This window comes from Bartonella sp. AP36NXGY, assembly GCF_042195865.1.
Taxonomy (GTDB): Bacteria; Pseudomonadota; Alphaproteobacteria; order Rhizobiales; family Rhizobiaceae; genus Bartonella.
Map to the genome: position 1 here is coordinate 45730 of NZ_JBHIPD010000002.1, position 23553 is coordinate 69282.

13 protein-coding genes are annotated in these 23553 nt (G+C 36.8%); 3 read left to right on the top strand and 10 right to left on the bottom strand.

Annotation, left to right across the window (positions count from 1 at the left end; genetic code table 11):
• Window positions 1-112: 112 nt before the first annotated feature.
• The 6 genes from ACFINX_RS01180 to tatA form a co-directional block, all read right to left on the bottom strand.
• Complete coding sequence (locus ACFINX_RS01180; protein WP_375668190.1) at window positions 113-1291, bottom strand: peptidoglycan DD-metalloendopeptidase family protein; 1179 nt, start codon at window positions 1289-1291, stop codon at window positions 113-115.
• A gap of 155 nt (window positions 1292-1446) precedes the next feature.
• Window positions 1447-2106 (bottom strand): protein-L-isoaspartate(D-aspartate) O-methyltransferase, encoded by a 660-nt coding sequence (locus ACFINX_RS01185; RefSeq protein ID WP_375622329.1) that lies wholly within the window; start codon window positions 2104-2106, stop codon window positions 1447-1449.
• A 133-nt stretch (window positions 2107-2239) separates the two neighbouring features.
• Window positions 2240-3517 carry a serine--tRNA ligase gene (serS, locus tag ACFINX_RS01190; RefSeq protein WP_375668191.1) on the bottom strand — a complete coding sequence of 426 codons (1278 nt, stop codon included), beginning with the start codon at window positions 3515-3517 and terminating at the stop codon, window positions 2240-2242.
• A 61-nt stretch (window positions 3518-3578) separates the two neighbouring features.
• Window positions 3579-4361, bottom strand: coding sequence for a twin-arginine translocase subunit TatC (tatC, locus tag ACFINX_RS01195; protein WP_375612913.1), 783 nt, complete (start codon window positions 4359-4361; stop codon window positions 3579-3581).
• Window positions 4358-4762, bottom strand: coding sequence for a twin-arginine translocase subunit TatB (locus tag ACFINX_RS01200; protein WP_375638106.1), 405 nt, complete (start codon window positions 4760-4762; stop codon window positions 4358-4360). The genes tatC and ACFINX_RS01200 overlap by 4 nt, the downstream gene beginning before the upstream one ends.
• Window positions 4763-4817: 55 nt before the next feature.
• Window positions 4818-5120: a twin-arginine translocase TatA/TatE family subunit gene (gene tatA, locus ACFINX_RS01205; RefSeq protein WP_375612915.1), complete on the bottom strand. Its 303-nt coding sequence runs from the start codon at window positions 5118-5120 to the stop codon at window positions 4818-4820.
• A gap of 1632 nt (window positions 5121-6752) precedes the next feature.
• Between tatA and ACFINX_RS01210 the strand changes: the two genes are divergently transcribed.
• The 3 genes from ACFINX_RS01210 to pgsA all read left to right on the top strand — a co-directional run bounded on the left by ACFINX_RS01210 (window position 6753) and on the right by pgsA (window position 10645).
• A complete protein-coding gene (locus ACFINX_RS01210; protein WP_375665854.1) occupies window positions 6753-7616 on the top strand; it encodes a 23S rRNA (adenine(2030)-N(6))-methyltransferase RlmJ in 864 nt (287 codons plus the stop codon).
• A gap of 395 nt (window positions 7617-8011) precedes the next feature.
• Window positions 8012-9991 carry an excinuclease ABC subunit UvrC gene (gene uvrC / locus ACFINX_RS01215; RefSeq protein ID WP_375668192.1) on the top strand — a complete coding sequence of 660 codons (1980 nt, stop codon included), beginning with the start codon at window positions 8012-8014 and terminating at the stop codon, window positions 9989-9991.
• Window positions 9992-10063: 72 nt separating this feature from the next.
• Window positions 10064-10645 (top strand): CDP-diacylglycerol--glycerol-3-phosphate 3-phosphatidyltransferase, encoded by a 582-nt coding sequence (gene pgsA, locus ACFINX_RS01220; RefSeq protein ID WP_273723320.1) that lies wholly within the window; start codon window positions 10064-10066, stop codon window positions 10643-10645.
• A 329-nt stretch (window positions 10646-10974) separates the two neighbouring features.
• On the opposite strand, the gene ndk is transcribed toward pgsA, so the two are convergent.
• The 4 genes from ndk to bafA (ACFINX_RS01240) form a co-directional block, all read right to left on the bottom strand.
• Entirely contained in the window at window positions 10975-11397 is a 423-nt protein-coding gene (gene ndk / locus ACFINX_RS01225; protein WP_375668193.1) for a nucleoside-diphosphate kinase, read from the bottom strand.
• A 267-nt stretch (window positions 11398-11664) separates the two neighbouring features.
• The gene (bafA, locus tag ACFINX_RS01230; protein WP_375668194.1) at window positions 11665-14241 is read right to left on the bottom strand and encodes a BafA family autotransporter; all 2577 of its coding nucleotides are present in this window, start codon (window positions 14239-14241) and stop codon (window positions 11665-11667) included.
• 831 nt (window positions 14242-15072) lie between these two features.
• Window positions 15073-17637, bottom strand: a complete 2565-nt coding sequence (bafA, locus tag ACFINX_RS01235) for a BafA family autotransporter (protein WP_375668195.1) — start codon at window positions 17635-17637, stop codon at window positions 15073-15075.
• A 362-nt stretch (window positions 17638-17999) separates the two neighbouring features.
• Complete coding sequence (gene bafA, locus ACFINX_RS01240) at window positions 18000-23504, bottom strand: BafA family autotransporter (RefSeq protein WP_375668196.1); 5505 nt, start codon at window positions 23502-23504, stop codon at window positions 18000-18002.
• Window positions 23505-23553: the final 49 nt, after the last annotated feature.

Here is a 23553-nt window from a genome sequence, read left to right on the forward strand (position 1 = left end):
TCCTGAAACCAATGATTTTTTGCTGCTATGTTATTGATTTAAGAAAATCAATTGTTTTTCATGAATTTTCTATAAACTGTAAGACTATTCAAATGTCAAAGTTATCAATAAATTAGTTTTCTAAATATTTAAGGGGATCAACAGGTAATGAATTCTTACGCATCTCAAAATAGACACGTGGCGTTTTAACATTTCCTGAAACACCAGATTTAGCAATCTCATCACCGCGCCTTATCCTTTGTCCTTTGTTAACAACAAGCTTACTATTACATCCATAAATAGTGATAATATCATTTTCATGTCGAATCATCACAACATTACCAAGCTCTTTTAGTCCATCTCCCGCATAAATAACCACACCATTTTCTGCCGCCTTTACCGAAGACCCTTCAGGCACTGCAATATCTATTCCTCGATTCATTACTGTTCCCTTTTTTTGACCGAACTGGCTTAATAAACGCCCTCGTACTGGCCAACGCATCTTAGAAATTCCTGTGGCTTGCGGAGTCGTCATATTATCTGTATTCGTAACAGTACTTGACAAACCAGTCTCATGTTTCAATTGCGTCATCTGTTTAGAAAAATTTTTCTCAGAACTTGATTTGTTTATCTTTGCAGAGGGTGGCGTTGTTACAGGAGCTTTATATATAGGAGAGGACTTCTTGTTTTTTATAGAGGACATCACAGATTGGGATGCAGATTCTGTTGTTGACACTGCCCAATCGTTATTATTGTGTGCATTTGAAGCTGCTAATGTACGCCTGCTTGGAACAACAAGGACCTGACCGATATAAATGGAATTGCTGTTTATACCATTTGCTAATTTTAATGCCTCAACACTAACCCCTACTTGTCGTGCAATACTGAGCAGTGTATCTCCACTCTGGACAATATAAGAATTCCGCCGAAAAATAGGAGATTTATCCATTTGTGAACGAGAAAGTGTTCCAAGATTACGTGGAGGGGCGCCCATAACGCGACCATCAGAAGAAGTTATCCTACCTTGATGTGGAAAATTATAGGGGGAATTATCATCTCCCCATGAATCATCGCTTGATTCCACAGGTGGCAATTCAGTGCTTTGTATCATACCACTACCGTATGATAGCATTCGCGGGTCTGTATACATAGTGCTTGATATATTTGATTGAGATGATACCGTACGATGAGAGAACGTATTGGAAAAACGCTGTGTACCAGAACTACAACCAGCAACAATAGTTACCACCGCTAACAAAGTTATTCTCTGAAAATTATGCTGGAAAATATTATCCAAAGCTTTTAGACACATCGTTTTGCTCACTCATCAATAATCAACTCATTCCATTAAAGCTTTTTTAAATTACCGAAGAGTTAAAATGAGATGTTTTATTCATAAATATCTTTATATAAGATCAAAATGAATTTAACGTAGACAATTTGCAGAAACGTCTTAGCTTTTAAAAATTAAAGTATCTCTGCAATGCCTTTAATAAAAGGTTGGTAACGCACTTGGAACAGTTCTAAACACTCAAATCGACTACCAATTTTTGTATAGCGCGTCACCGTTTGTACCCCTTCGTCAGGTCCTATCGCCTGAATGAGAATTCCATTTTCAGCTAAAAGTTCTAAAAATTCCTTTGGTTCATCAAAACGTGATGGCCAAATAAGAATGCGATCAAATGATCCTAAGCCTGTCACATTATGACTTCCATCAATCTGCCGTATAACAATATTTTCAATTCCTAAAGTTTGAAATTTTTGGCGTGCTAAATCAACAAGCGTTTTATAACGATCAATCGTTGTCACACGGTCACTCAGACATGCCATAAGAGCAGTACAAAAACCAGATCCTGTACCAATTTCTAAGACACGATGCCTTTTTTTCAACGATAATGCCGAAAGAATTAAGAGTTGTTCTTCCAAACGTTCCATATATTCACCACACTCAAGGGGAATAACTTTATTATCATAAGCACTATTGAACCAAGGAGCAGCAACAAACTGTTGACGCGGAATTTTCTCTAATGCCGAAAAAAATCGCACGTCATCAATGCCTTTGCTACGCATTTTCAGTACAAGAGCGGCTAACTCCTCACGAAATTGTAAAATACCCTTTTGCCCCATAGTATCATTCAATCTCCAATGGAGGTGCACTTTTATCATACTGACAAACTGCTTCTTTTAAAATGGCAAAAACTTGCGTCTGTGTATCATCACCTCTTGGCAATAAACGCATATTGTCTCTCCTTTCGTAAAATTAAGCAGTAATACAGCGCATGCCTCCCATATAAGGTTGTAAAACATCTGGAATAATAATTGATCCATCAGCCTGTTGATAATTTTCAAGTACGGCAATAAGACAACGTCCAACAGCCGTACCAGAACCATTAAGGCTATGAACAAAATGCAATTTTTTATCGCCTTCTTTACGATAGCGCGCATTCATACGGCGACCTTGAAAATCTCCACAAACTGAACAGCTAGAAATTTCACGATAACATTCTTGACCAGGAAGCCAAACCTCGATGTCATAGGTTTTACGCGCTGCAAACCCCATATCACCCGTAGAAAGAACCACTGTGCGAAAAGGCAAACCAAGCCGCTTTAATATATCTTCTGCACATTCCGTCATACGTTCCAATTCAATTAAAGACTGCTCTTCACTGGTAATCGAGACCATTTCAACTTTCCAAAATTGATGCTGACGCAACATACCGCGCGTATCACGACCGGCTGCTCCCGCCTCTGAACGAAAACAGGGAGATAAAGAAGAAAATCGCAGTGGTAAATCTGATATTTCAAGAATTTCATCGTTGACCAAATTGGTTAATGGCACTTCTGCTGTGGAAATAAGCCATCGACCATCTGTTGTACGAAAAAGGTCTTCAGCAAATTTCGGTAATTGTGCTGCTCCGTAAACAATCTCATCACGAACAAGAAGAGGTATTGAGACTTCTGTGTAACCATTCTCATTGACATGCACATCAAGCATAAACTGGCCTAATGCTCGTTCTAGCCGTGCTAATGCCCCTGAAAGTACTGTAAAACGTGTTCCAGACAAACGACTAGCTCGTTCAAAATTCATCTGTTTGAGATCTTGACCAAGATCAAAATGTTCCTTTGGTGTAAAATTAAATGTTGGAGGTGTACCAAAATGTCGAATGACGACATTATCACTTTCATCTTTACCTTCTGGAACATCATCTAATGGAATATTTGGAAGTGCTGAAAGAAGTTTCTCAAGACTCTCCGTCAGCTGTTTTTCTTCCACTGTTGCAGAGGAAAGAAAAGCTTTAATCTCTTCAACTTCAGCCCTAAGACGTTCAGCCATTTGCTGATCCGATACCGCTAAAGCCTGTCCTATTTCCTTTGAAACAGCATTGCGACGTTCCTGCGCCAATTGCACCTTAGCAATATGCGAGCGACGTGCAAGATCAAGTTGTATTAACCTTTCAGCTTGTGGCTCAAGACCTCTACTTACGAGTGCTTTATCTAATTTCTCAGGATTGTCACGAATCCACTTAATATCAAGCATAAAAATTCCTCATTTATATTGTTTTTATTCATTCCTTATCGCATAAGATTATACACTTTTCTTAAGCGGATTTTCTTCTCTTTTCTATACTGTAAGCAATTAAAATTGAAATCTCGTAAAGTGCTATCGTTGGTAAAGCCACTGCAAACATCGTAAAAAAATCCGACGGCGTTATGATTGCCGCTATGATAAAAGAGAGTAAAATAGCCCATTTTCGTTTAGACGCCAAATCATGAGATGTTACAAATCCAATTTTTGTTAAAAGACTGATGACAAGAGGTAATTGAAAAATCAAACCAAAAATTAGGATAAACGATGTCATAAAGCCCAAATAATCAGAAATACGCACTATAAACTCTATTTTTAAATGAACATCTGGAAGAAATTGTTGAGAAAGGCTAAACCATAGTATTATTGGCGCTAATAGACCATAAACAAACGCTCCCCCAATACAAAATAAAATAGGCCCCCCAATGAGAAATGGTAAAAAAGCCATACGCTCATTTTTATAAAGCCCTGGTGCAATAAAACTATAAAACTGAAAAGCCGTATAGGGAAAAGATAAAATAATTCCCCCAAAAACAGAAAGCTTCATCTTCGTTAAAAAAGTTTCCCATACTTGCGTTGATTGTAAACGAATCCCCTCAGGATTACCCTCTGCTATTTTCATTGCCCACTGATATGGCCATAGTAAAAAATTTAAAATATAATCTTTAACAAGAAAACACATCATAAAAGCGATCATAAATGCAACCAAGGCAGAAATAATTCGCTGACGAAGTTCAATTAAATGTTCTAAAAGTGGAGCCATATTAGCATCAACTTCATCTTTCTTAACATTCATGACATATCTTCTTTATCTTTAGAAGCAATAGATACTGTCGTATCTTTATTGGTTACGTTTTGATCACATTCCAAAATTTCTTTATCTTTTTTTGATTTATGATGTGTTTCCTTAACATCCCAATTATCGTGGATATCCTCTAATATATTTTGAGTGGGATCAAAAGTTTCTGCCAACTTCTTGCTTGAATCGCTAATATCCGAACATACTTTTTGCAAATTATCGCGCTCGATTTGTTTTATTACATCATCAAACTGATGACGAAGTTCATTTGCTGTTGAATACACATACGCTCTTATCTTTGCTACTGTCTTTAATATTTTAGGTAAATCTTTTGGTCCAACGACAATGATGAGAACAAGTAAGATTACGATAAACTCTGGTCCGTCAATCCCAAACATCTCTTAATTCGACTTTCTCATCAAAAAATATTGCACAATGATGATTGCGTTTTTGTTACTGTTTTTTAGCAACAGATGTTTTGCTTTTTTTAGAAGCAGAAGAAACCTTTCTGCGCGCTGTTGCATGTTTTACCGATAACGGCTGAGATTGTTGAGATTCTACATCAATCATTTGGGAAGTAGGAGCCATTTCAACTTTATCCTCAATGCTATCATCTTCTTCTTTCATATTTTTTTTGAAGGCTTTAATTCCTTTAGCAACATCGCCCATTAATTCAGAAATTTTACCGCGACCGAAAAGCACAAAGATAATCAATAAAATTATAATTAAATGCGTTGGTGAAAAAATATTACCCATTATTCTCTCTAACTTTATGCTTTTAAATTTGATTTCATTTATTCATGCTTCCTCTGAAGGAGGTATCAAATATAATATCTTACTTATATATTTTCTTCTTAACTTAAAAGCAATTACACGCTTTTATTGCAAAAAGAACTTTTTATCCTCTCATCCTTTTTTAGCGTATTATAACACAAACCATTCAAAAATGATAAACCACTTCATACAAAGTTCAAAACACTTAAAAACTTTTCTAAAATAACTTCATCTGATCTCTTAGGTTACTCATCTTCCTGTAAATACTATAGCCAATGTCTTTCCTTTTAAACAATGTTGTACGTATCATTACAAACATTTCCGCCAAATTATCCTTTACTGATAAAAATCATAACATGCTGTAAAACATTTTACGTATTCAATTAAAAAAATCAGAAAGAAAAATCTCTAAAAAACTTTCTTAACACATCATCAGTCTCTTCAAAAACGATCATCTTACGCACAACATTTACTCTTTGCGTTGGGGTGGGAATTTTATCATCCATTATTCCATATACAATACGAAATATGAGCCATCATCGTATTCAATTAAATATCTGTCGTGTAAATAAAACTATTAGCGGAAAGAGTAAAAATGTACTTTATGAACCAACTCAAGTGCCAAGAGGTATGGCAATACTGCTAAAAAATAAAAAAGGTACCAGCTTGTGCCTTTATTCAGTAAAATACCTCCATATAACCAGCTCTCTAAGCCACTGTATGCTCTAACTATTACAAGTCTCCGGATTCTGGGCATGCGTTCTCATAATATCATGTGTTTAACCTATCTCAGTATTGAAAACAGAATGGGCATGAATAGAAAATTACATTCAATCAAAAGCATGGTATAGAAGCATAATCCATATAAAAAGAATTTCTTATCCTAGCCTTTTTTATAAGATTACCTCATAAAGCCGCTCGATAATACAGTGTTAGAGATAGATAAACCTATTTACTTTAGTTTAAAATTCCTCATTTTGATTGAGATAGCTTGCAGAGCACATATCAATTTTCAAAAGTTTTATTTTAGCATCATACACAATAACCTAGCTATTTAGCGTGTATAATGTAAAGCTTCGGCTCCGCTTAAAACAATGAAATTCATTCACACTTTTACAAAAATCTATCACTATAACACCAGCACTTTATTGCTCTATCCATAATTTTACGCTTGCTAAAAAACTTATAAATGTAACAATGTTTTTATCAAGCATTTGAAATTCTTTAATCTTTAAACAAAATGAATTTGAAAGATACCCTTCAATTTTTCAACAAACTTCACTAATATTCTCGTTAATTGAGTTTTTTTATAGTTTTCCTGAAAGAGTCCGCGGTCATAAAAAAATTCTCTTACAACATAAATATCTCTATTGAAATGTTTGATCTCTTCTTGTCTATCTTTCATATAAAAAAATTAAAATTTTAACGATTAATCTCATTATATAAAAATAGCTCTGTGAATAAATGCTCTGATGACATTAATATTTTTTCTGTAGTGTATAATGTGGGAGTGAGGGTATTGTTTGATTTCTACAAGAGTATTTTTATGGATATCAATTCTATTATTCTATGCTAATAATCCGGTACAGTTATACATATGATAGAGTTTATTCCATGAATTATCGGCATATTTATCATGCTGGCAATTTTGCTGATGTTTTTAAACACATTATTGTCACTCGCATTGTAGAATATCTCAAACGCAAAGAAAAAGCTTTTCGCGTTATAGATACGCATGCTGGAATCGGTATTTATGACCTTTCTTCTTTAGAAGCACATAAAACAGGAGAGTGGCGCGAAGGTGTCCAACGACTTTTTTCAACTCCTATCCCAGAAGATTTAGGAACACTCCTTTGTCCATGGTGTGACATCATTGATGCCCTCAATAAAGGGGAAAAAGAAATTGTATTTTATCCTGGATCTCCTGTTCTTATTCGTCAATTATTACGGAAACAAGATCGCCTCACCGCAATAGAATTGCACAATGAAGATTATCATATTTTAGCAAAAAACTTTGCAGGAGATTATCAGACAAAAGTTCTGCATTTAGATGGTTGGCTTTCCTTAAATGCTCATGTACCACCAAAAGAAAAACGTGGGTTTATCCTTGTTGACCCTCCCTTTGAAAAAGCTGGAGAGTTTTCCCGCCTTATTGAGGGATTAACGAAAGCCTATCGTCGCTTTTCTGGAGGAATCTACGCTTTATGGTATCCTGTTAAATATGATAAAGAAATTGAAAGTTTTCTTCACGCGCTTTATCAAACCGGAATTCCTAAGATTCTACAGCTTGAAATGCGTATCCGAAAAAGTTCAAGTCCACCGACAATGAATGGAAGTGGTATGATTATTATTAACCCTCCCTACCTTTTGGAAGAAGAAATGAAAAAACTCAGCCCCTTTCTTATCAACCGTCTGGGACAAGATGAAAATGCCCAAATAACGCATAAGTGGCTTCAAAAAGAACATCTATTATGTTAGACTTTTCTCTGTATTTTCCCTACATTAAAATATCATATTGCAAGACACAAAAGCACTAATTAACAAAGTTTTTTGATTTTTGGGATCATATCAACATATAATAATAAGCGAACAACGATTAGCGTGAATTAATGTTTTCTCTTTTAAAAAAATCTATGCTCTTATCATCATGAATTTCCTATTCCAATCATTTTAATGAATAAATTGGGCGAGTTTATAAAGCTACTTTAAATAACAACTCTCATATTTTTCATGAAAGATCAGCTCTCTAAAATCATACTCTTATGCTATAAGATATTATTTATAGAAAAAAATTATAAAGACATAAATAATCATTATTTAATAAAAAAGAATATTTCATATATTAAACAAACAACATATTCGTAATAAACGGAATGGTCCTGAAAAATAATACAAATTATCCGCAAAATGAACGGGAAAATCTTTCTTTTCTCTCTAATATTACATGGCATAATGCCGATCAAAGCAATGAGAAAAATCAATTCCAAGGTATCAAATTCATACAAGAGTTTGTTAGACACCTTCCGCATAAGCCAGGGGTTTACCGGATGATTGGTGAAAATGGTGATATTCTCTATGTTGGCAAAGCCCGTAATCTCAAAAAACGTGTTTCAAACTATACACGTGAACAAGGACACAATAATCGTATTACCCGCATGATTCGTGCAACATATCATATGGAATTTATCGTCACCCATACAGAAACAGAAGCACTCCTTTTAGAAGCCAATCTCATCAAAAGATTGCATCCACATTTTAATGTACTCCTGCGTGATGATAAAAGTTTCCCTTATATTATGATTACAGATGATCATCGAGTGCCTGCACTTTACAAACATCGTGGTGCTCGAATACGAAAAGCTCACTATTTTGGTCCTTTTGCTTCTGCTGGTGCAGTGACACAAACAGTTCATGTTTTACAACGCGCCTTTTTATTACGAACCTGTACTGATTCAGTTTTTGAAAACCGTACACGCCCCTGTTTGCTTTATCAAATTAAGCGATGTTCTGCACCTTGTACTCATGAAATTAGTGACAGTGATTATAAAGAACTGGTGAAAGGAGCAAAAGCGTTCCTTTCGGGAAAAGATCAATCTATTAAAAGCGATATGGTTCAAGCTATGCATAAAGCCGCAGAAAATCTTGATTTTGAACAAGCAGCTTCCTATCGTGACCGCTTATCAGCCCTTTCTCACATACAAAGCCATCAAGGTATTAATCCTCAAACGATAAAAGAAGCGGATGTATTTGCAATTGCGCAAAAAGAAGGAATGACCTGTATTCAAGTGTTCTTTTTTCGCATGGGGCAAAATTGGGGAAACCGTGCCTATTTTCCTAAAGCAGATCCCTCTTTTTCCCGCACTGAAATTTTAGCGAGTTTTCTTGCCCAATTTTACGATGATAAACCACTTCCCAAAAGCATCCTTTTATCTGAAGAAATTGAAGAAAAGGCACTTCTTACAGAAGCATTTAGTCTCAAAGCAAACCACAAAGTATCCCTCTCTTTACCTAAACAAGGTGAACGGAAAACTCTTGTTAATCGTGCCTATCTCAATGCTCATGAAGCACTTGAACATAAGCTTTCTGAAACAGCCACCCATACAAAATTGCTTCAAGGTCTTGCTAAAACATTCCAACTACCTTTTCCTCCACGCCGGATAGAAGTCTATGACAATTCTCATATCATGGGAACAAATGCTGTAGGAGCTATGATTGTTGCTGGTCAAATGGGATTTATTAAAAATCAATATCGAAAATTCAACATTCGCTCAACAGATATCACGCCTGGCGATGATTTTGGCATGATGAAAGAAGTGATTAAACGAAGATTTTCACGCCTTATCAAAGAGTATGATCTGCCAAATAGAAGTCATGACATAAAAGATGATGATCTTTTTCCCATTTGGCCTGACCTTATCTTAATCGATGGTGGTGAAGGACAAATCAACAGCGTACATGCAATACTTGCTGAATTACAATTAAATGATCTCTTCACAGTTGTTGGAATCGCCAAAGGTGTTGACCGTCATGCGGGACGTGAACGATTTTTTATAAAAGGTATTCCCCCCTTTACACTTCCTCCACGTGATCCTATCCTCTATTTTTTGCAACGTCTGCGTGATGAAGCACACCGTTTTGCGATTGGAACTCATAGGATAAAACGAAAAAAAGCAACATTCAAAAACCCACTTGATGAAATCGAAAATATCGGTCCGACAAGAAAGCGTGCATTGCTTCATCATTTTGGAAGTGCCAAAGCTGTTGCTAGTGCCTCATTTGAAGATTTAAAAAAAGTTACGGGAATCTCTATGACAATTGCACAAAAAATTTATAACCATTTTCATGAAAAATAGGCTTGTTTCATTACCTTCGCCTTGTTACGTTTAGGAAATATATTCTCTTTCACAAGAATTAAAAATGGCTCCATGAAAAATCATACTTTTTCTTTTCCAAATATTTTAACTTATGCACGAATTGTTGCAGTCCCAATGGTTGTTGCATGCTTTTTTTTAGAAGGGCGACTACAATCAAGTGATATCACTCGCTGGATTGCTGTTTCTATTTTTATCGTTGCATCCATTACTGACTTTCTTGACGGTTACCTTGCTCGTATTTGGGAACAAACATCCAATATTGGTCGCATGTTAGATCCAATTGCCGATAAACTTCTCGTCTCTGCTTGTTTGCTCTTGCTTGCCGCAGACAGTACCATCGCTGGGTGGACACTATGGGCAGCTATTATCATTCTTTGCAGAGAAATTCTTGTATCAGGATTACGTGAATATTTGGCTGAGTTAAAAGTTAGTGTTCCTGTCTCTCGTCTTGCAAAATGGAAAACTTTTGTACAGATGATCGCTATTGTATTTCTTTTAGCTGGACCAGCCGGTAATAAAATTTTCCCTTACACAGTAGAGTTTGGCATTACTATGTTGTGGATTTCTGCCCTCCTTACATTGTGGACAGGGTGGGATTATTTTCGTGCAGGTTTAAAACACGTTATCCTATGAAGAGTATGGAGATTTATAATGATAATTTATCTTTTTGTACTTAAATAAGAGATAAGAATAGCATAAGATTGATTTATTTTTATTAATGATAAATCAATCAAACACTGTTTTGCACATTACAAATAAGGGGGACGTGTAGATAAAAGCTATTCAAAAAAGAGTAAATAGGCTTTATATTTTCGTAAAAGCAGCTGTAATATTAAAAGCTAAAAAAACGATTAATGCTCTATATGCTTTCAAAAAAATCTATAATCTTATAAGCAAAAAACCGAAACATAGTGTTTCGGATTTTTGCTTCTTATATACGCTTTATTATTATAAACGCTTTATTAACCAACAATTTCTACCTCAGGAAACCAAAAGGCGATTTCTGTTTTTGCCGTTTCAGCACTATCGGATCCATGGACAGAATTTTCGCCAATCGATAAAGCATGAACCTTACGAATTGTCCCTTCTTCTGCATTACTAGGATTCGTAGCCCCCATTACTTCACGGTTTTTAGCTATTGCATTTTCACCTTCCAAAACTTGTACAACGGTTGGACCAGAAGACATGAATTCAACCAATTCACTAAAAAAAGGACGTTCTTTATGAACAGCATAAAATTTTTCAGCCTCACGTTTGCTCATCCAGACACGTTTAGACGCAATAACACGTAGCTCCGCATCCTCAAGCATTTTAGTAATTGCGCCAGTCAAATTACGACGGGTTGCGTCTGGTTTAATCATCGAAAAAGTACGCTCTAAAGCCATTTAACCACCTTTATTTCATTTATAATATTTTCTAGCCATTTCTATAGCGAGCAAGGAGCCCTTTGCCAAGTGACTCTGCAAAAATCTACACAAATTCTCAAAAATATAGAATGAATTATAAAGAAGACTTTAATAAAAATACCTGCAATTGCTCATCCCATCATAAAGATGCGCTACCGCCCCTCAGCAAATGTTGAACTTCTTTTATATTCCTCAACACTTTCCATCAAAATTATCATTGAGATCAATTAAAAAATAACCATATCGTTAGAAACGATAGCGTACACCTAAAATACCCTGAAAGGACTGTTTTGTTTTACGCCCTTTAATATAATGTGCCTCACCATATAACTTTAACTTCTCACTCACTAAACTGCTTAAACCTATTCCTAATTTACCTGCATTCCCCGATAAGTCAGTGGTAAATGGATGGCGTTGATTAATTAACGTTTGATTGTCATCTTTATTCTCACGCAACCATGCTGCTGTAATATACGCAAGCGATGAGGAATCCATGTGAAAACCAAATTCATATCCTAAAGATAAGCCAACCTCACTGCGTAATGAAGTGAATGGACGCATGTCACCTGTCATGTCATTCGATAACTTGATTTCTTTACCCTCAACTTGCAACCATGTAAATTGTCCATAAGGCTGCAACCAACTGTTCTTTGACGTCTTAAGTCGATAACCTGCTTCAAAGGAGGCGCCCAGCGCCCATTGCCTATAACTTCCTTCAATCCCTAAACCATTCGTTGAAACTGCCTTTAGAGTATTTTGATAATGATTGTATTTTAAAATACCATCGAGATACCATCCACTATGATCCAAATAAGTGACATAAGCGCCAATACCATAAGTATTGATACCACTGATGCCCCCCCGTGCATGCGCAACACGGGCACGATCATAACTGCCAAAACCACCTATATAAAATTCTCCATTTTCCCACTCGCTTAAACCATTGATCCCCAAAACGATACCGGTCTGATCCAGTTTAAAATCTATATGCTCTGTAACAACACTCTCTTTAGATTTAATCGCATAGGTCCATAAAGCCGTATTCTTTTTACTTTTATCTAGAATTCCTCTTCCCGCACGTACGGTTTGCATTTCATTGTGAAAAATCATCGCTGGAGCCACAGACATAGACAATACCGCATCTGTAGAGGGAGTGGTCAAAAAGTGAGAAACTGAAAGTTTCTCACTCAATTGTAGAAAAGGTTGTTCTTTATGAACTGGACGCACAATCATTTGATCGGCTAAAGATTGAGAAGAGGTTGAAACAGCAGTTTGTTGTTTTTCATCAGAAAGAGGATGAGAACTTCCTGAACCTAAGACTTCAATAACGTGACTTCCAAGAGAGGAAACAGTTGGAGATACAGAAACACTAGAGACATTCTGTGCCCCTCTTAAATGACGTGGAGGTCGTGGTTTAGCTGGTTGTTTTATAATAGGTTTACGAGAGCCTGTATTTTTTCCTCTAGAAGGAGCACCTTGATCAGATAATGCAAGAGGAATCTTCGTTTTCTTGTTTACACACTGTGCTTCAGTATTCGAACGTGTCGTACCTCCAGAGGCTCTTCCTAAATACCAAATTGTAGCACTACCACTAGAATCAGCACATCTATCTCTCTTCAGCAATTGATATTGATAGGCCCCACCATCAACAGCTGTAATGTCCTGACCCGAAAGGTCTGCCAGAGTAAAATTAGCGCCTCCATTGTGGCTTCTATCAGTAATTAAATTAATCCCTGTAACCAAACTATTCTTTTGTGAGAGAAGACCTGTAATTTCACGACCAGAATCTGCAACGCTTATTTTGTGATTACCTGCGCCCTCATCAATCGATAAGTAATCACTCGAATCCCCCGTAGCACTAATATTGAATCGAAAATGTAAACTCCCTGAAAGTTTCTCAACATGAAGTGAAATATATCGTGGATCATACGGTATAGAAGTAAAAATAACAGTCCCATTTTGCCCCCCTAAATCTTCAATTTCAATCTGAGGTTTTTCTCCCATATTCCGTTCACCAACCTCAAATATTGTTTCATCCACTCTGTCCTTTATAGGAATTTTTTCCTTAGTCGTATGATTTGTCCTATCACCAGCGAATAAATAAAGTTCTCCGTGATCATTGATCCTTACTTCTCCAAGGACCTCTTGTACACCAACATGGAACCACGATTTAGCAAAGTTGTTAACAGTCAGACCATCCACAAACCCTTCAGGATATACAACTTGAATAGCATGATCTTTCAAATTAGTAGCATAAGATTCTCCTAACGCTAAGACGTGCTGTCTCCCATTCCCAGAGACCTCAGCATACATTGATTTTCCCCCCTCTTTTCTTTGTCCTGCATAAAGATTTTGTTCTCCGTTATCTCCCACTTTCGTATACCAACCCCACGCTCCATCATACACATTCTGCTGTCCAACTGTTCCACCATCCCCAGTAACTGTGGAATTATATGCACTACTTTTTCTCTCCACGCTTGTAAGATCAATATATGGCTCTTCATGAATAAACTGCTGACCTCCCAAAATTTTGGCGTTCATTGCAATTCCTGCCCGTGTAACTATTTGCATCCCTCCTTTTTTAATAGTGGAACCTACAGAACTTTCTCCATTATCAACAAGCTCTACATCACCATCTTTGAGAATAGTATTATTGCGAAAAAAATTAGACATCAGTGCTATTTTTTTTTCTTCCTCTTCTCTATTTACCACATGTGTTGCTCTTGTTAGCACTCTATTCCTACTCTCAACTGCACTTGCAGATTGCACAAGACAACTACTGATCATCAATACTGAAAAACTTAATTTGTATTTATACCGCATTATCCACACTCCACTCTCAATTATTTAGAAAAATACCCCGCGACTACATAGATAGCTCATTTTAGATTGTATCATAATGTGTTTTATTTATGTCTAAATACAATTTTTTAGTGTATTTTTTTAATTTAAACAACTTAAAGTTGTTTATCTATAAACCACTAAAAAACTCTAACTTAAGGCAGAAAAATTGAATAAAATTCAAAATGTTCACTTAAGTTAAAGGAATAATTTGCATATCTGGAATTATAGATGAAAAAAATGCTCGTGCCCTTTAATGGGGCCCCCTCTTCACGTAAAACAAAACGCCATTGGGTTGTACATTCACTCACTTGTTTTAAAGAGACATCTCTCAATGCACTCAAGCCCATTTCGCCACGTCATCCATGAATGATATACCGGTAAAGCCATTGACCCCCCAATCTTTACGCTTATGAAGAAGCGGGCCGATATCATCATACACTTTGCCATCCCAATGTTGTGACAGCCCTTGACACTAGAGACGATTCATCAGAGACATTTTTACTTCTTTTTTGTATAGTTTTTATACACACCTTCATCCCGCTTGCGATGTGCCAAGCGAATAATTTTGATTGATTCAACATAAACAGATTTGGAATGAGAGAATCCTATGATTTTCGCGACTCTCATTCAACATGCATAGAAATGAATTATTATTATAAATTCAGTATGTTGCCTTTAAAAGAGAGAGTATAAAGACATTTCTACTATTTGAGAAAGTCCTTACACTCTCGAGAAGACATAGCCGAACGTTATCTGTTTAAGTTTGCAAAACAATTACATTTGTAAAGTTAATCAGCCATGCACACATATTTAGAAACTATAGCGTAATCCTAAAATACCTTGAAGAGCATTCTTAATCTTATGTCCTTTTAGATAATGTGCTTCCGCATAAAGTGTTAGTTTATCATTGACCGAACCGTTTAAACCAATTCCCAATTTACCCGCACTGCCTGATAAATCTGTAATAAATTTATACTGGTTATTAATTGTCGTATAATTATTATTTATATTCTCACGCAACCAAGCTGCCATAATGTAAGCTGTTAATGAAGTTTCTGAACTCACAAAAAATTCATGTCCTGCAGTCAATCCAACTTCACTGCGGAATGAAGTTAATGGGCTTAGATCACCTATCATTCCATTGGAAAGTTTTATTCTTTTACCTTCAACCTGCAAACCTGTTAGCTTGATATAAGGCTGCATCCAAGTATTCTGTGCCGGTTCAAAATAACAACCAATCTCAAATGATCCACCTATCGCCCACTGATTGTAATGACTTTGAATGGCTAAACCATTCGTTGATATGGCTTTCAAATTATCTCGGTAATAATTATATTTCAAAACACCATCCATATACCATCCACGATGATCAAAATAAGTTGCGTAAGTTCCAATACTATAAGAGCTCAAATCGCTGTCACCACCTCGTGCATGAGAAATACGTGCTTGATCATAACTCCCGAAACCACCAACATACAACTCTCCATGCCTTAATTCACTCAACTGATCAGCACCAAAGACTAAACCTGTCTGCCCAAGCTTAAAGTGTGTATGGCCTGTCGCAACACGTTCTCTGCTCTTAATCCCATAAGTCCATAGTTCGATATCCTTCTTATTTCTGTCCCAAATTTTTCTACCATTCCGTATAATTTGCAACTCATTATTAAAAATAAGCCCAGGAACTACGGACAACGTTAACACTGCATCTGTAGAGGGGGTTGTTGATGTTTCTCCAGGAAAAAAAGGATTTGTCGGATCTGGTATAGAAGGTTCTGGTCCACTGAGGCGGTCTGCCGATAAAAACCAAACTTTTCCATTTTCATCCTTTCTTTCTTTCAAATCATACATATAAGTTCCACCATCAATGGCGTTAATTTTTTCACCCTTAAGATCTGTCAGCGTAAAATGCGCTCCACCACTTTGATCCGTAATTAAATCACGCTTATTTGAAAAAGGATCCGTGATTTCAACTCCAGAATCAGCAACACTTATTGTATGTTTCCCAGCGCCTTTCTCAACCAAGAGATAATCACCACGGTTATGGGCAATCGTAGTATTGAACGCGAAATGTAAATTTCCTGAAAGATTATTCACATGAAGCTGAGAATAATATGGATCAGAACCTGTAAACGAAAAAATAATACTCCCTTCACCACTTAATTTTTGTATCAAAGAACTTTTTCCATCAAACTCATCAGTAATAGAGTATAGTTTTGTATCTTTTCCATTTAAAATAATATCTTCTACTGTGGTGCGTTGTTGATCATTCCCAGCATAAAGATGGATCTGCCCAGAATGGTTTACCTGTGTCTTGCCTTCTAATGTTGCTCCAGCATGCACCCATGATTTTGTTTGATCATTCATTGTTAGATTTTTTACAGATCCATCAGTATATATTTCCTGAATAGCACTCTCATTTAAAGTGACTCCAATAGCCTGACCGCCTTTTAAGATACGCTGTTTACCACCACCAAAAACTTCTGTGTCAAATGCAAAACCACCATTTTTTGCACTTTGAGACTTTTGTCCAACCTCTTGGACACCCCCTTGCATAACTTTTGTATTCCAAACTTTTCCGCCATCATATACTTTTTGTTGGCCTAGTGTTTCATCTTGACCATAAATGATAGTATGAGAAGCACTACTGCCTTTAATCTCTCCTCCAATATCCCCCTCGCCGAAAATAAGCTGCTCACCGCCATAAATTTTAGTCCCCTCTACTTTCCCTCCATTTCCAACACTTTGGTGCCCGCCTTCTTTAACAACAGCATTTTTCGAAAAACCTTGTTTTCCTTTTAAAGCCTGAACATTTTCAATTCCACCATGTTCAATTTTACTATTCTCACTGAGTCCTCCTGCATACACATAAAGCTCTGCACCATTCCTTACAGTGTTATTAATGGATCGCCCTGGACTATCAATCTCACCATCATTTGAAATGTATGCTTTACCTTCATTATCAAGGATATAATTTTCTAATATTGCCCCATCTTTAATGGAAATAAGTTCAGGCTTTTTAAGAAACGCAGTATTTTGTTCTTGTGCATTATATCCAGCATTGTCACGATGACTGCTGTCAAGCTCCTGTTGACTCGCAAACACTCTAGCACCCTTATCCATGATAAAATCGCTAGGCTTTTTCAAAAAGTCTAATTCATTGCGCGTTCTTACCATGACATCATTAGAGGCTCCAAGTATGCATCTGCCTGTTTTCATATCCTCATTGTATTGATCTTGAAATACTTTATCATTTTCATAACTTGAAGATTGACAAAAAAGTGCTGTTCCCCCCTCATTTGCAGCAGCAGCTTGCACAAAACAGCTGCTCAACATGAGTATCCAACAATGTCGTTTCCATTTATATTGTAGAGCCATATCCTCCCCCCTTCACGCCTGCATAGACACTAAACGTAATTAGCTCTACAAAATATATTTTCAACCTTAGATTGCAACAATCCTTCTTAAAAATCCTCCTTATCTCATAAAAAACCGCTCTTTATAGTTTTTAAATACTTTTTTGATCAAGAATATAAGAGCGCTCTTATAGTGCTTCTTTAGCATTTTCTCGGAGTTTTCTTATCAAAGATAAAAAGTAATGCATAATCAAGTATATAAGGGTATACAGTTTATCATGAACAACGAAGCTGCGTGCTCTGAAAAATTGTTCTCTGAACCTTTAATTAAAGACCTTTAAAAACAATCATATATTTAAAGATAACTAAAAAATAACCATATATTTAGAAACTATAGCGTACACCTATAATTCCCTGAAGGGACTGTTTTGTTTTACGCCCTTTAATATAATGGGCCTCACCATATAACTTTAACTTCTCACTCACTAAACTGCTTAAACCTATTCCTAATTTACCTGCATTCCCTGATAAGTCCGTGGTAAATGAATGCCGTTGATTAATTAACGTTTGATTGTCATCTTTATTCTCACGCAACCATGCTGCTATAATATACGCAAGCGATGAGGAATCCATGTGAAAACCAAATTCATATCCTAAAGATAAACCAACCTCACTGCGTAATGAAGTGAATGGACGCATGTCACCTGTCATGTCATTCGATAACTTGATTTCTTTACCCTCAACTTGCAACCATGTAAATTGTCCATAAGGCTGCAACCAACTGTTCTTTGACGTCTTAAGTCGATAACCTGCTTCAAAGGAGGCGCCCAGCGCCCATTGCCTATAACTTCCTTCAATCCCTAAACCATTCGTTGAAACTGCCTTTAGAGTATTTTGATAATGATTGTATTTTAAAATACCATCGAGATACCATCCACTATGATCCAAATAAGTGACATAAGCGCCAATACCATAAGTATTGATACCACTGATGCCCCCCCGTGCATGCGCAACACGGGCACGATCATAACTGCCAAAACCACCTATATAAAATTCTCCATTTTCCCACTCGCTTAAACCATTGATCCCCAAAACGATACCGGTCTGATCCAGTTTAAAATCTATATGCTCTGTAACAACACTCTCTTTAGATTTAATCGCATAGGTCCATAAAGCCGTATTCTTTTTACTTTTATCTAGAATTCCTCTTCCCGCACGTACGGTTTGCATTTCATTGTGAAAAATCATCGCTGGAGCCACAGACATAGACAATACCGCATCTGTAGAGGGAGTGGTCAAAAAGTGAGAAACTGAAAGTTTCTCACTCAATTGTAGAAAAGGTTGTTCTTTATGAACTGGACGCACAATCATTTGATCGGCTAAAGATTGAGAAGAGGTTGAAACAGCAGTTTGTTGTTTTTCATCAGAAAGAGGATGAAAACTTCCTGAACCTAAGACTTCAATAACGGGACTTCCAAGAGAGGAAACAGTTGGAGATACAAAAGCTGGAGATCTTTGACTCAAGTTTTGGCGGTTTTTTCTTCGACGTGGCAATTTAATAATACGCGCTTGTGGTGCTGCAATAGTTGAAAGAGAAGAAGCTGATTGATTTTGATTTAAATGCCGCATAGATCTGCTTCTACTACGTGGTAAACTGTTGAGAAATGAAACATTATCAATAAATACTGCAGATAAATACCAAACTTTTTCGCCCCCACCCTCATCAATTCTCTGTTTTAAACCATACGTATAGGTTCCGCCATCAATAGTTTTAACATTTGCACCAGAAAAGCTTCTCAGGGTAAAATGTGCTCCTCCACTTTGATCAAAAATTAAATCAAGTCCTGCTGAAGAAGGATCAACAATTTCAATACCAGAATCTACGACACTTATTGTATGAAAACCACTCCCATTCTCAATAAAGAGGTAATCACCTTTTCCTTCTGCAAGGCTAACATTAAGGTCAAAATGTAGACTCCCTGCTAGATTATCAATATAAAGCTGAGAGTAATATAAATCATCTTCAGAAGAAGTAAAAATGACTTTTCCTACACCGCTTAACTGCTGAATGCGTGTACTTTTATCGTCAAACCCACGAGCAACGGAGTATAATTGAGCGTCTTCTCCGTTTAATTCAATGTTTTCTACTATAGTTTGTTGACCATTATCTCCAGCATCAAGATGGAGCCCACCAAAATCCTGAACTTTTATTTCTCCTCCTAATATTGCACCAGGAGAAATCCATGAATTAGCATTACCTTCAATCGTTAGATTCTTTACAATTCCACCTGCATAGACTTCTTGAACACCACCAGTGCGTAAAATGACTGTATTTGCTTCACCTCCTGCTAAAACACGCTGCACACCCTCTGAAAAGATTTCAGCATTTACAGCTAAACCGCCAGCTTTTTCTGCAAAGTTATCATCATTAGGAAACCATTTAGCAAGAGTTTGTATTCCTCCACTCATCACTTTTGTTCCCACAGCCATCCCATCATCATATACATTCTGCTGTCCTGGCGTATCACCTTGACCATACAGTATCGTGTTATAAGCGCTGCTCCCCACAATTCCACCATTTACATAACCATCTCCGAAAACAAGCTGCTCCCCACCATAAATTTCAGCTCTCAATGCGGTTCCTCCTCCCTCCACTCTTTGTTTTCCATCCTCGTAAATAATCGTAAATTCTGAAATCCCTTGTTCCCCTACAATCTCAACACCACCATTTTCAATGGTTGTATTTTTACTGAAACCACCAGCTTCAACATAAAGTCTTCCTGATCCCTGAATTGTATTATTAATAGACTTCTTAAGAACACCTTGCTCTCCATCATCAGAGACATAAACTACGTTATCATCACCGAGCAAAGAGCTTTGTAGAATTCCTCCTCCTTCCCCAATGCTGTAATGAATTACATCAGAGATACTAAAATCTTTTGCCGATGTCATATTTTCTTCTTTTTCAGGAAGCTTATCTATAGGCGACTCCACATGAGGTGAAGGAATTACAGGAGCAGAAGTTATTTGTGATGTAGCCAAAGACCAAGTCTTTCCCCCATTATCATCTTTTGTCTTTAAGCCATACATGTAAGCTCCACCATCAATCGTACTCGTCTCTTCACCAGAAAAATCTGTCAGAGTAAAATGCGCATTTCCGCTTTGAACATGAATTAAATCAAGCTCCAAAACTAAATTCTGATCTTGTAGAGGAGAATTGGTAATTTCAACACCAGAATCGATAACACTTATGGTGTGATTACCTGATCCTTGTTTTATCAGAAGATAATCACCGCGCTGTTCTGCAAAATTAGTATGCAACCTAAAATGTAAACTCCCTGAAAGATCATTGATCTCAAGTTTAGAGTAATGTGGATTAAACACGGTAGAAGTAAAAATAACACGACCATTCCCACTCAGATTCTCAATCAAAGAACTTTCACCATCTATATTAGAGGCAATCGCGTACAATTTTGTATCTCTGCCATTTAAGACAATTTTTTCTACTTCAGTACGAGATTGCTCTGCACCAGCATAAAGATAAATCCGTCCAGAATCATTAACCGTTGTCTTTCCTTCCAATGTTGCGCCACCATGTAACCATGATTGTGCTTGATCCTTAACGGTTAAATCTTTTACATAACCTCCTAAATCTATTGCCTGAAAAGCAGTCCCTTCTAAAAGAACGCCAATCGCGATTCCTCCCGCTAAAACATGTTGCTGTCCACCAGAAAAGACCTTCGTATCAAAGGCAAAACTGCTATACTCGTCTAGATCCTCTTCTCCATAAAGATTTTGTATCCCTCCTTCCATGATCTGTGTGTTAAAAACCTCTCCATCACCATACACATTCTGATATCCTCGCACTCCATTCTCACCAGAAACGATAGTGTCATAGGCGCTGCTCCTCACCGTCGCACCTTTAATATCAGACTTTCCTGAAACAAATTGCTCACCTCCGTAAATTTTAGCCCCTTCAGCTTTTCCCCCCTCTTTAACCTTTTGTTGCCCACCTTTATGAACAATAGTATCCTGTGAAAGACCCTGTGTTTTAATAAGCTCAGTGCCACCTCTTTGAATTGTCGTATACAAGCTAAAACCACCGCTATAAACGGAAAGCTTTCCACCATCTTTAACTGTATTACTAATTGAAGTTTCTCCATTGCTATCAACTTCCTTGCTACTCGTGTCAAAGCTAGGATCTGCAATAGAAATAGTTGTTCCTTGATCAATTGTGAGTTCTGTAAGTAAATCACTTGATGAACCAGTATATGGTTTCAATACACTATCAAAAACTTGAGAAGTTGTCTCATCAATGGTGTGGTTTGCATCTAAGTACCAAATTTTACCAGTACCCTTATTGTTTCTATGTTTCAAACTGTACCGATAGGTTCCGGCATCAACAGTTCCGATTTTTTCACCAAAAGTGTTTGTCAGAGTAAAATGGGCATTTCCGCTGCGATCAGTAATTAATTTAAGCTTTTTGTAAGAAGAATTTGTAATTTCACGCCCAGAATCAGCCACACTTATTGTGTGAGAACCAGAGCCCCTTTTTTTAATCACAAGATAATCACTAAGCTGCTTGGCAAAATTGACATTAAAATCGAAATGTAAAGAACCTGAAAGATCATCGATATTAAGCTGTGAATAATGCTTATTAGTCCCTAAAGACGTAAAAATAACTCTCCCATTTCCTTTTAAATTCTTAACATTAATCTCAGTTTTTTTGCCGTTATCTTCAGACGCAATAATGTATAGTTTGCTATCTTCTCCATTTAAATTAAGATTTTCTACTTCCGTAACAGCTTCACCATTTCCAGCATAGAGATAGAGGTTGCCAAAATCATTAACATTTGTATCCTTATCTAATATCGCACCGGCAAAAACCCATGATTGTGCTTGATGATTAATTGTTAGATTATCCACGTATCCAGAATCATATATCTTCTGAGTAGCTCTATCGTATAAAGTAACTTCGCTCGCATTCCCTCCTGCAAAGATATTCTGCATACCATTTTTAAAAAGTTCGGTACTCAGTGCAAAAGCCCCCTCATTAATTGTAAAATCTTCATCTTTTATATCGGCTGTATCAGCATCTTCTGAGAAACCGTTATGAAAATTCTCTTTACCATCAAGATTCTGGACACCACCTTTCATAATCTTTGTGTCAACAGCCATCCCCCCACTATAGACACTTTGTATTCCTAGCATTCCATCTGCAGCATGAATTTCAGTGCCATAAGCACTACTTGCCTTATCTTCACGCGACAAACCATCCCCAAGAAACCCCTTACCAAAAATAATCTGCTCACCGCCATGGATTTGAGCCCCTTCTGCATTTGCACCACTCTCAACAATTTGTTTTCCCCCTTTTTTAACAGCGGCATATTCCGAACTGCTCAAGTTTTGGACAAACTCAATCCCACCATGCTCAATTGTCGTATCCCTGCTAACACTTGCTGCATCAATGTAGAGTTTTCCCCCTTCTCTAACCGTATTATTAATGGAATAAGCTGCATCTTTATAGTTAAAGCTATTTATTTCAGAACCTTCAGAGTCACGGTTAGTAATATAGATCGTAGCACCATCGCTTATTATTGAATTTGGGAGTACTTCAAAGAATAGCTTTTCTAATCTCTTCCTTTCCTCTTCTGAAAGATCACTTCCTTCTACTGTCTGTTTATTCTCTATCTTTTTTGATCCCCCCTTTTTTTCTTTTAGTCCCCTCACTTCCGATAACAACTTTCTTGTCTCTTCTAGGTGTTCACTGATACTTACTGGTGTTAATAACTTTTCTCTTGGTGTAGCTACTCCATATGCACTCGCAATCTTGACAAAAAAACCACTGGCCATTACCGCACAAAAACTTAATTTCAATTTGCGTTGCATTATTTACACTCCATAATTTTAAATTTAAATTCTCCCATTTAGAAAAAAG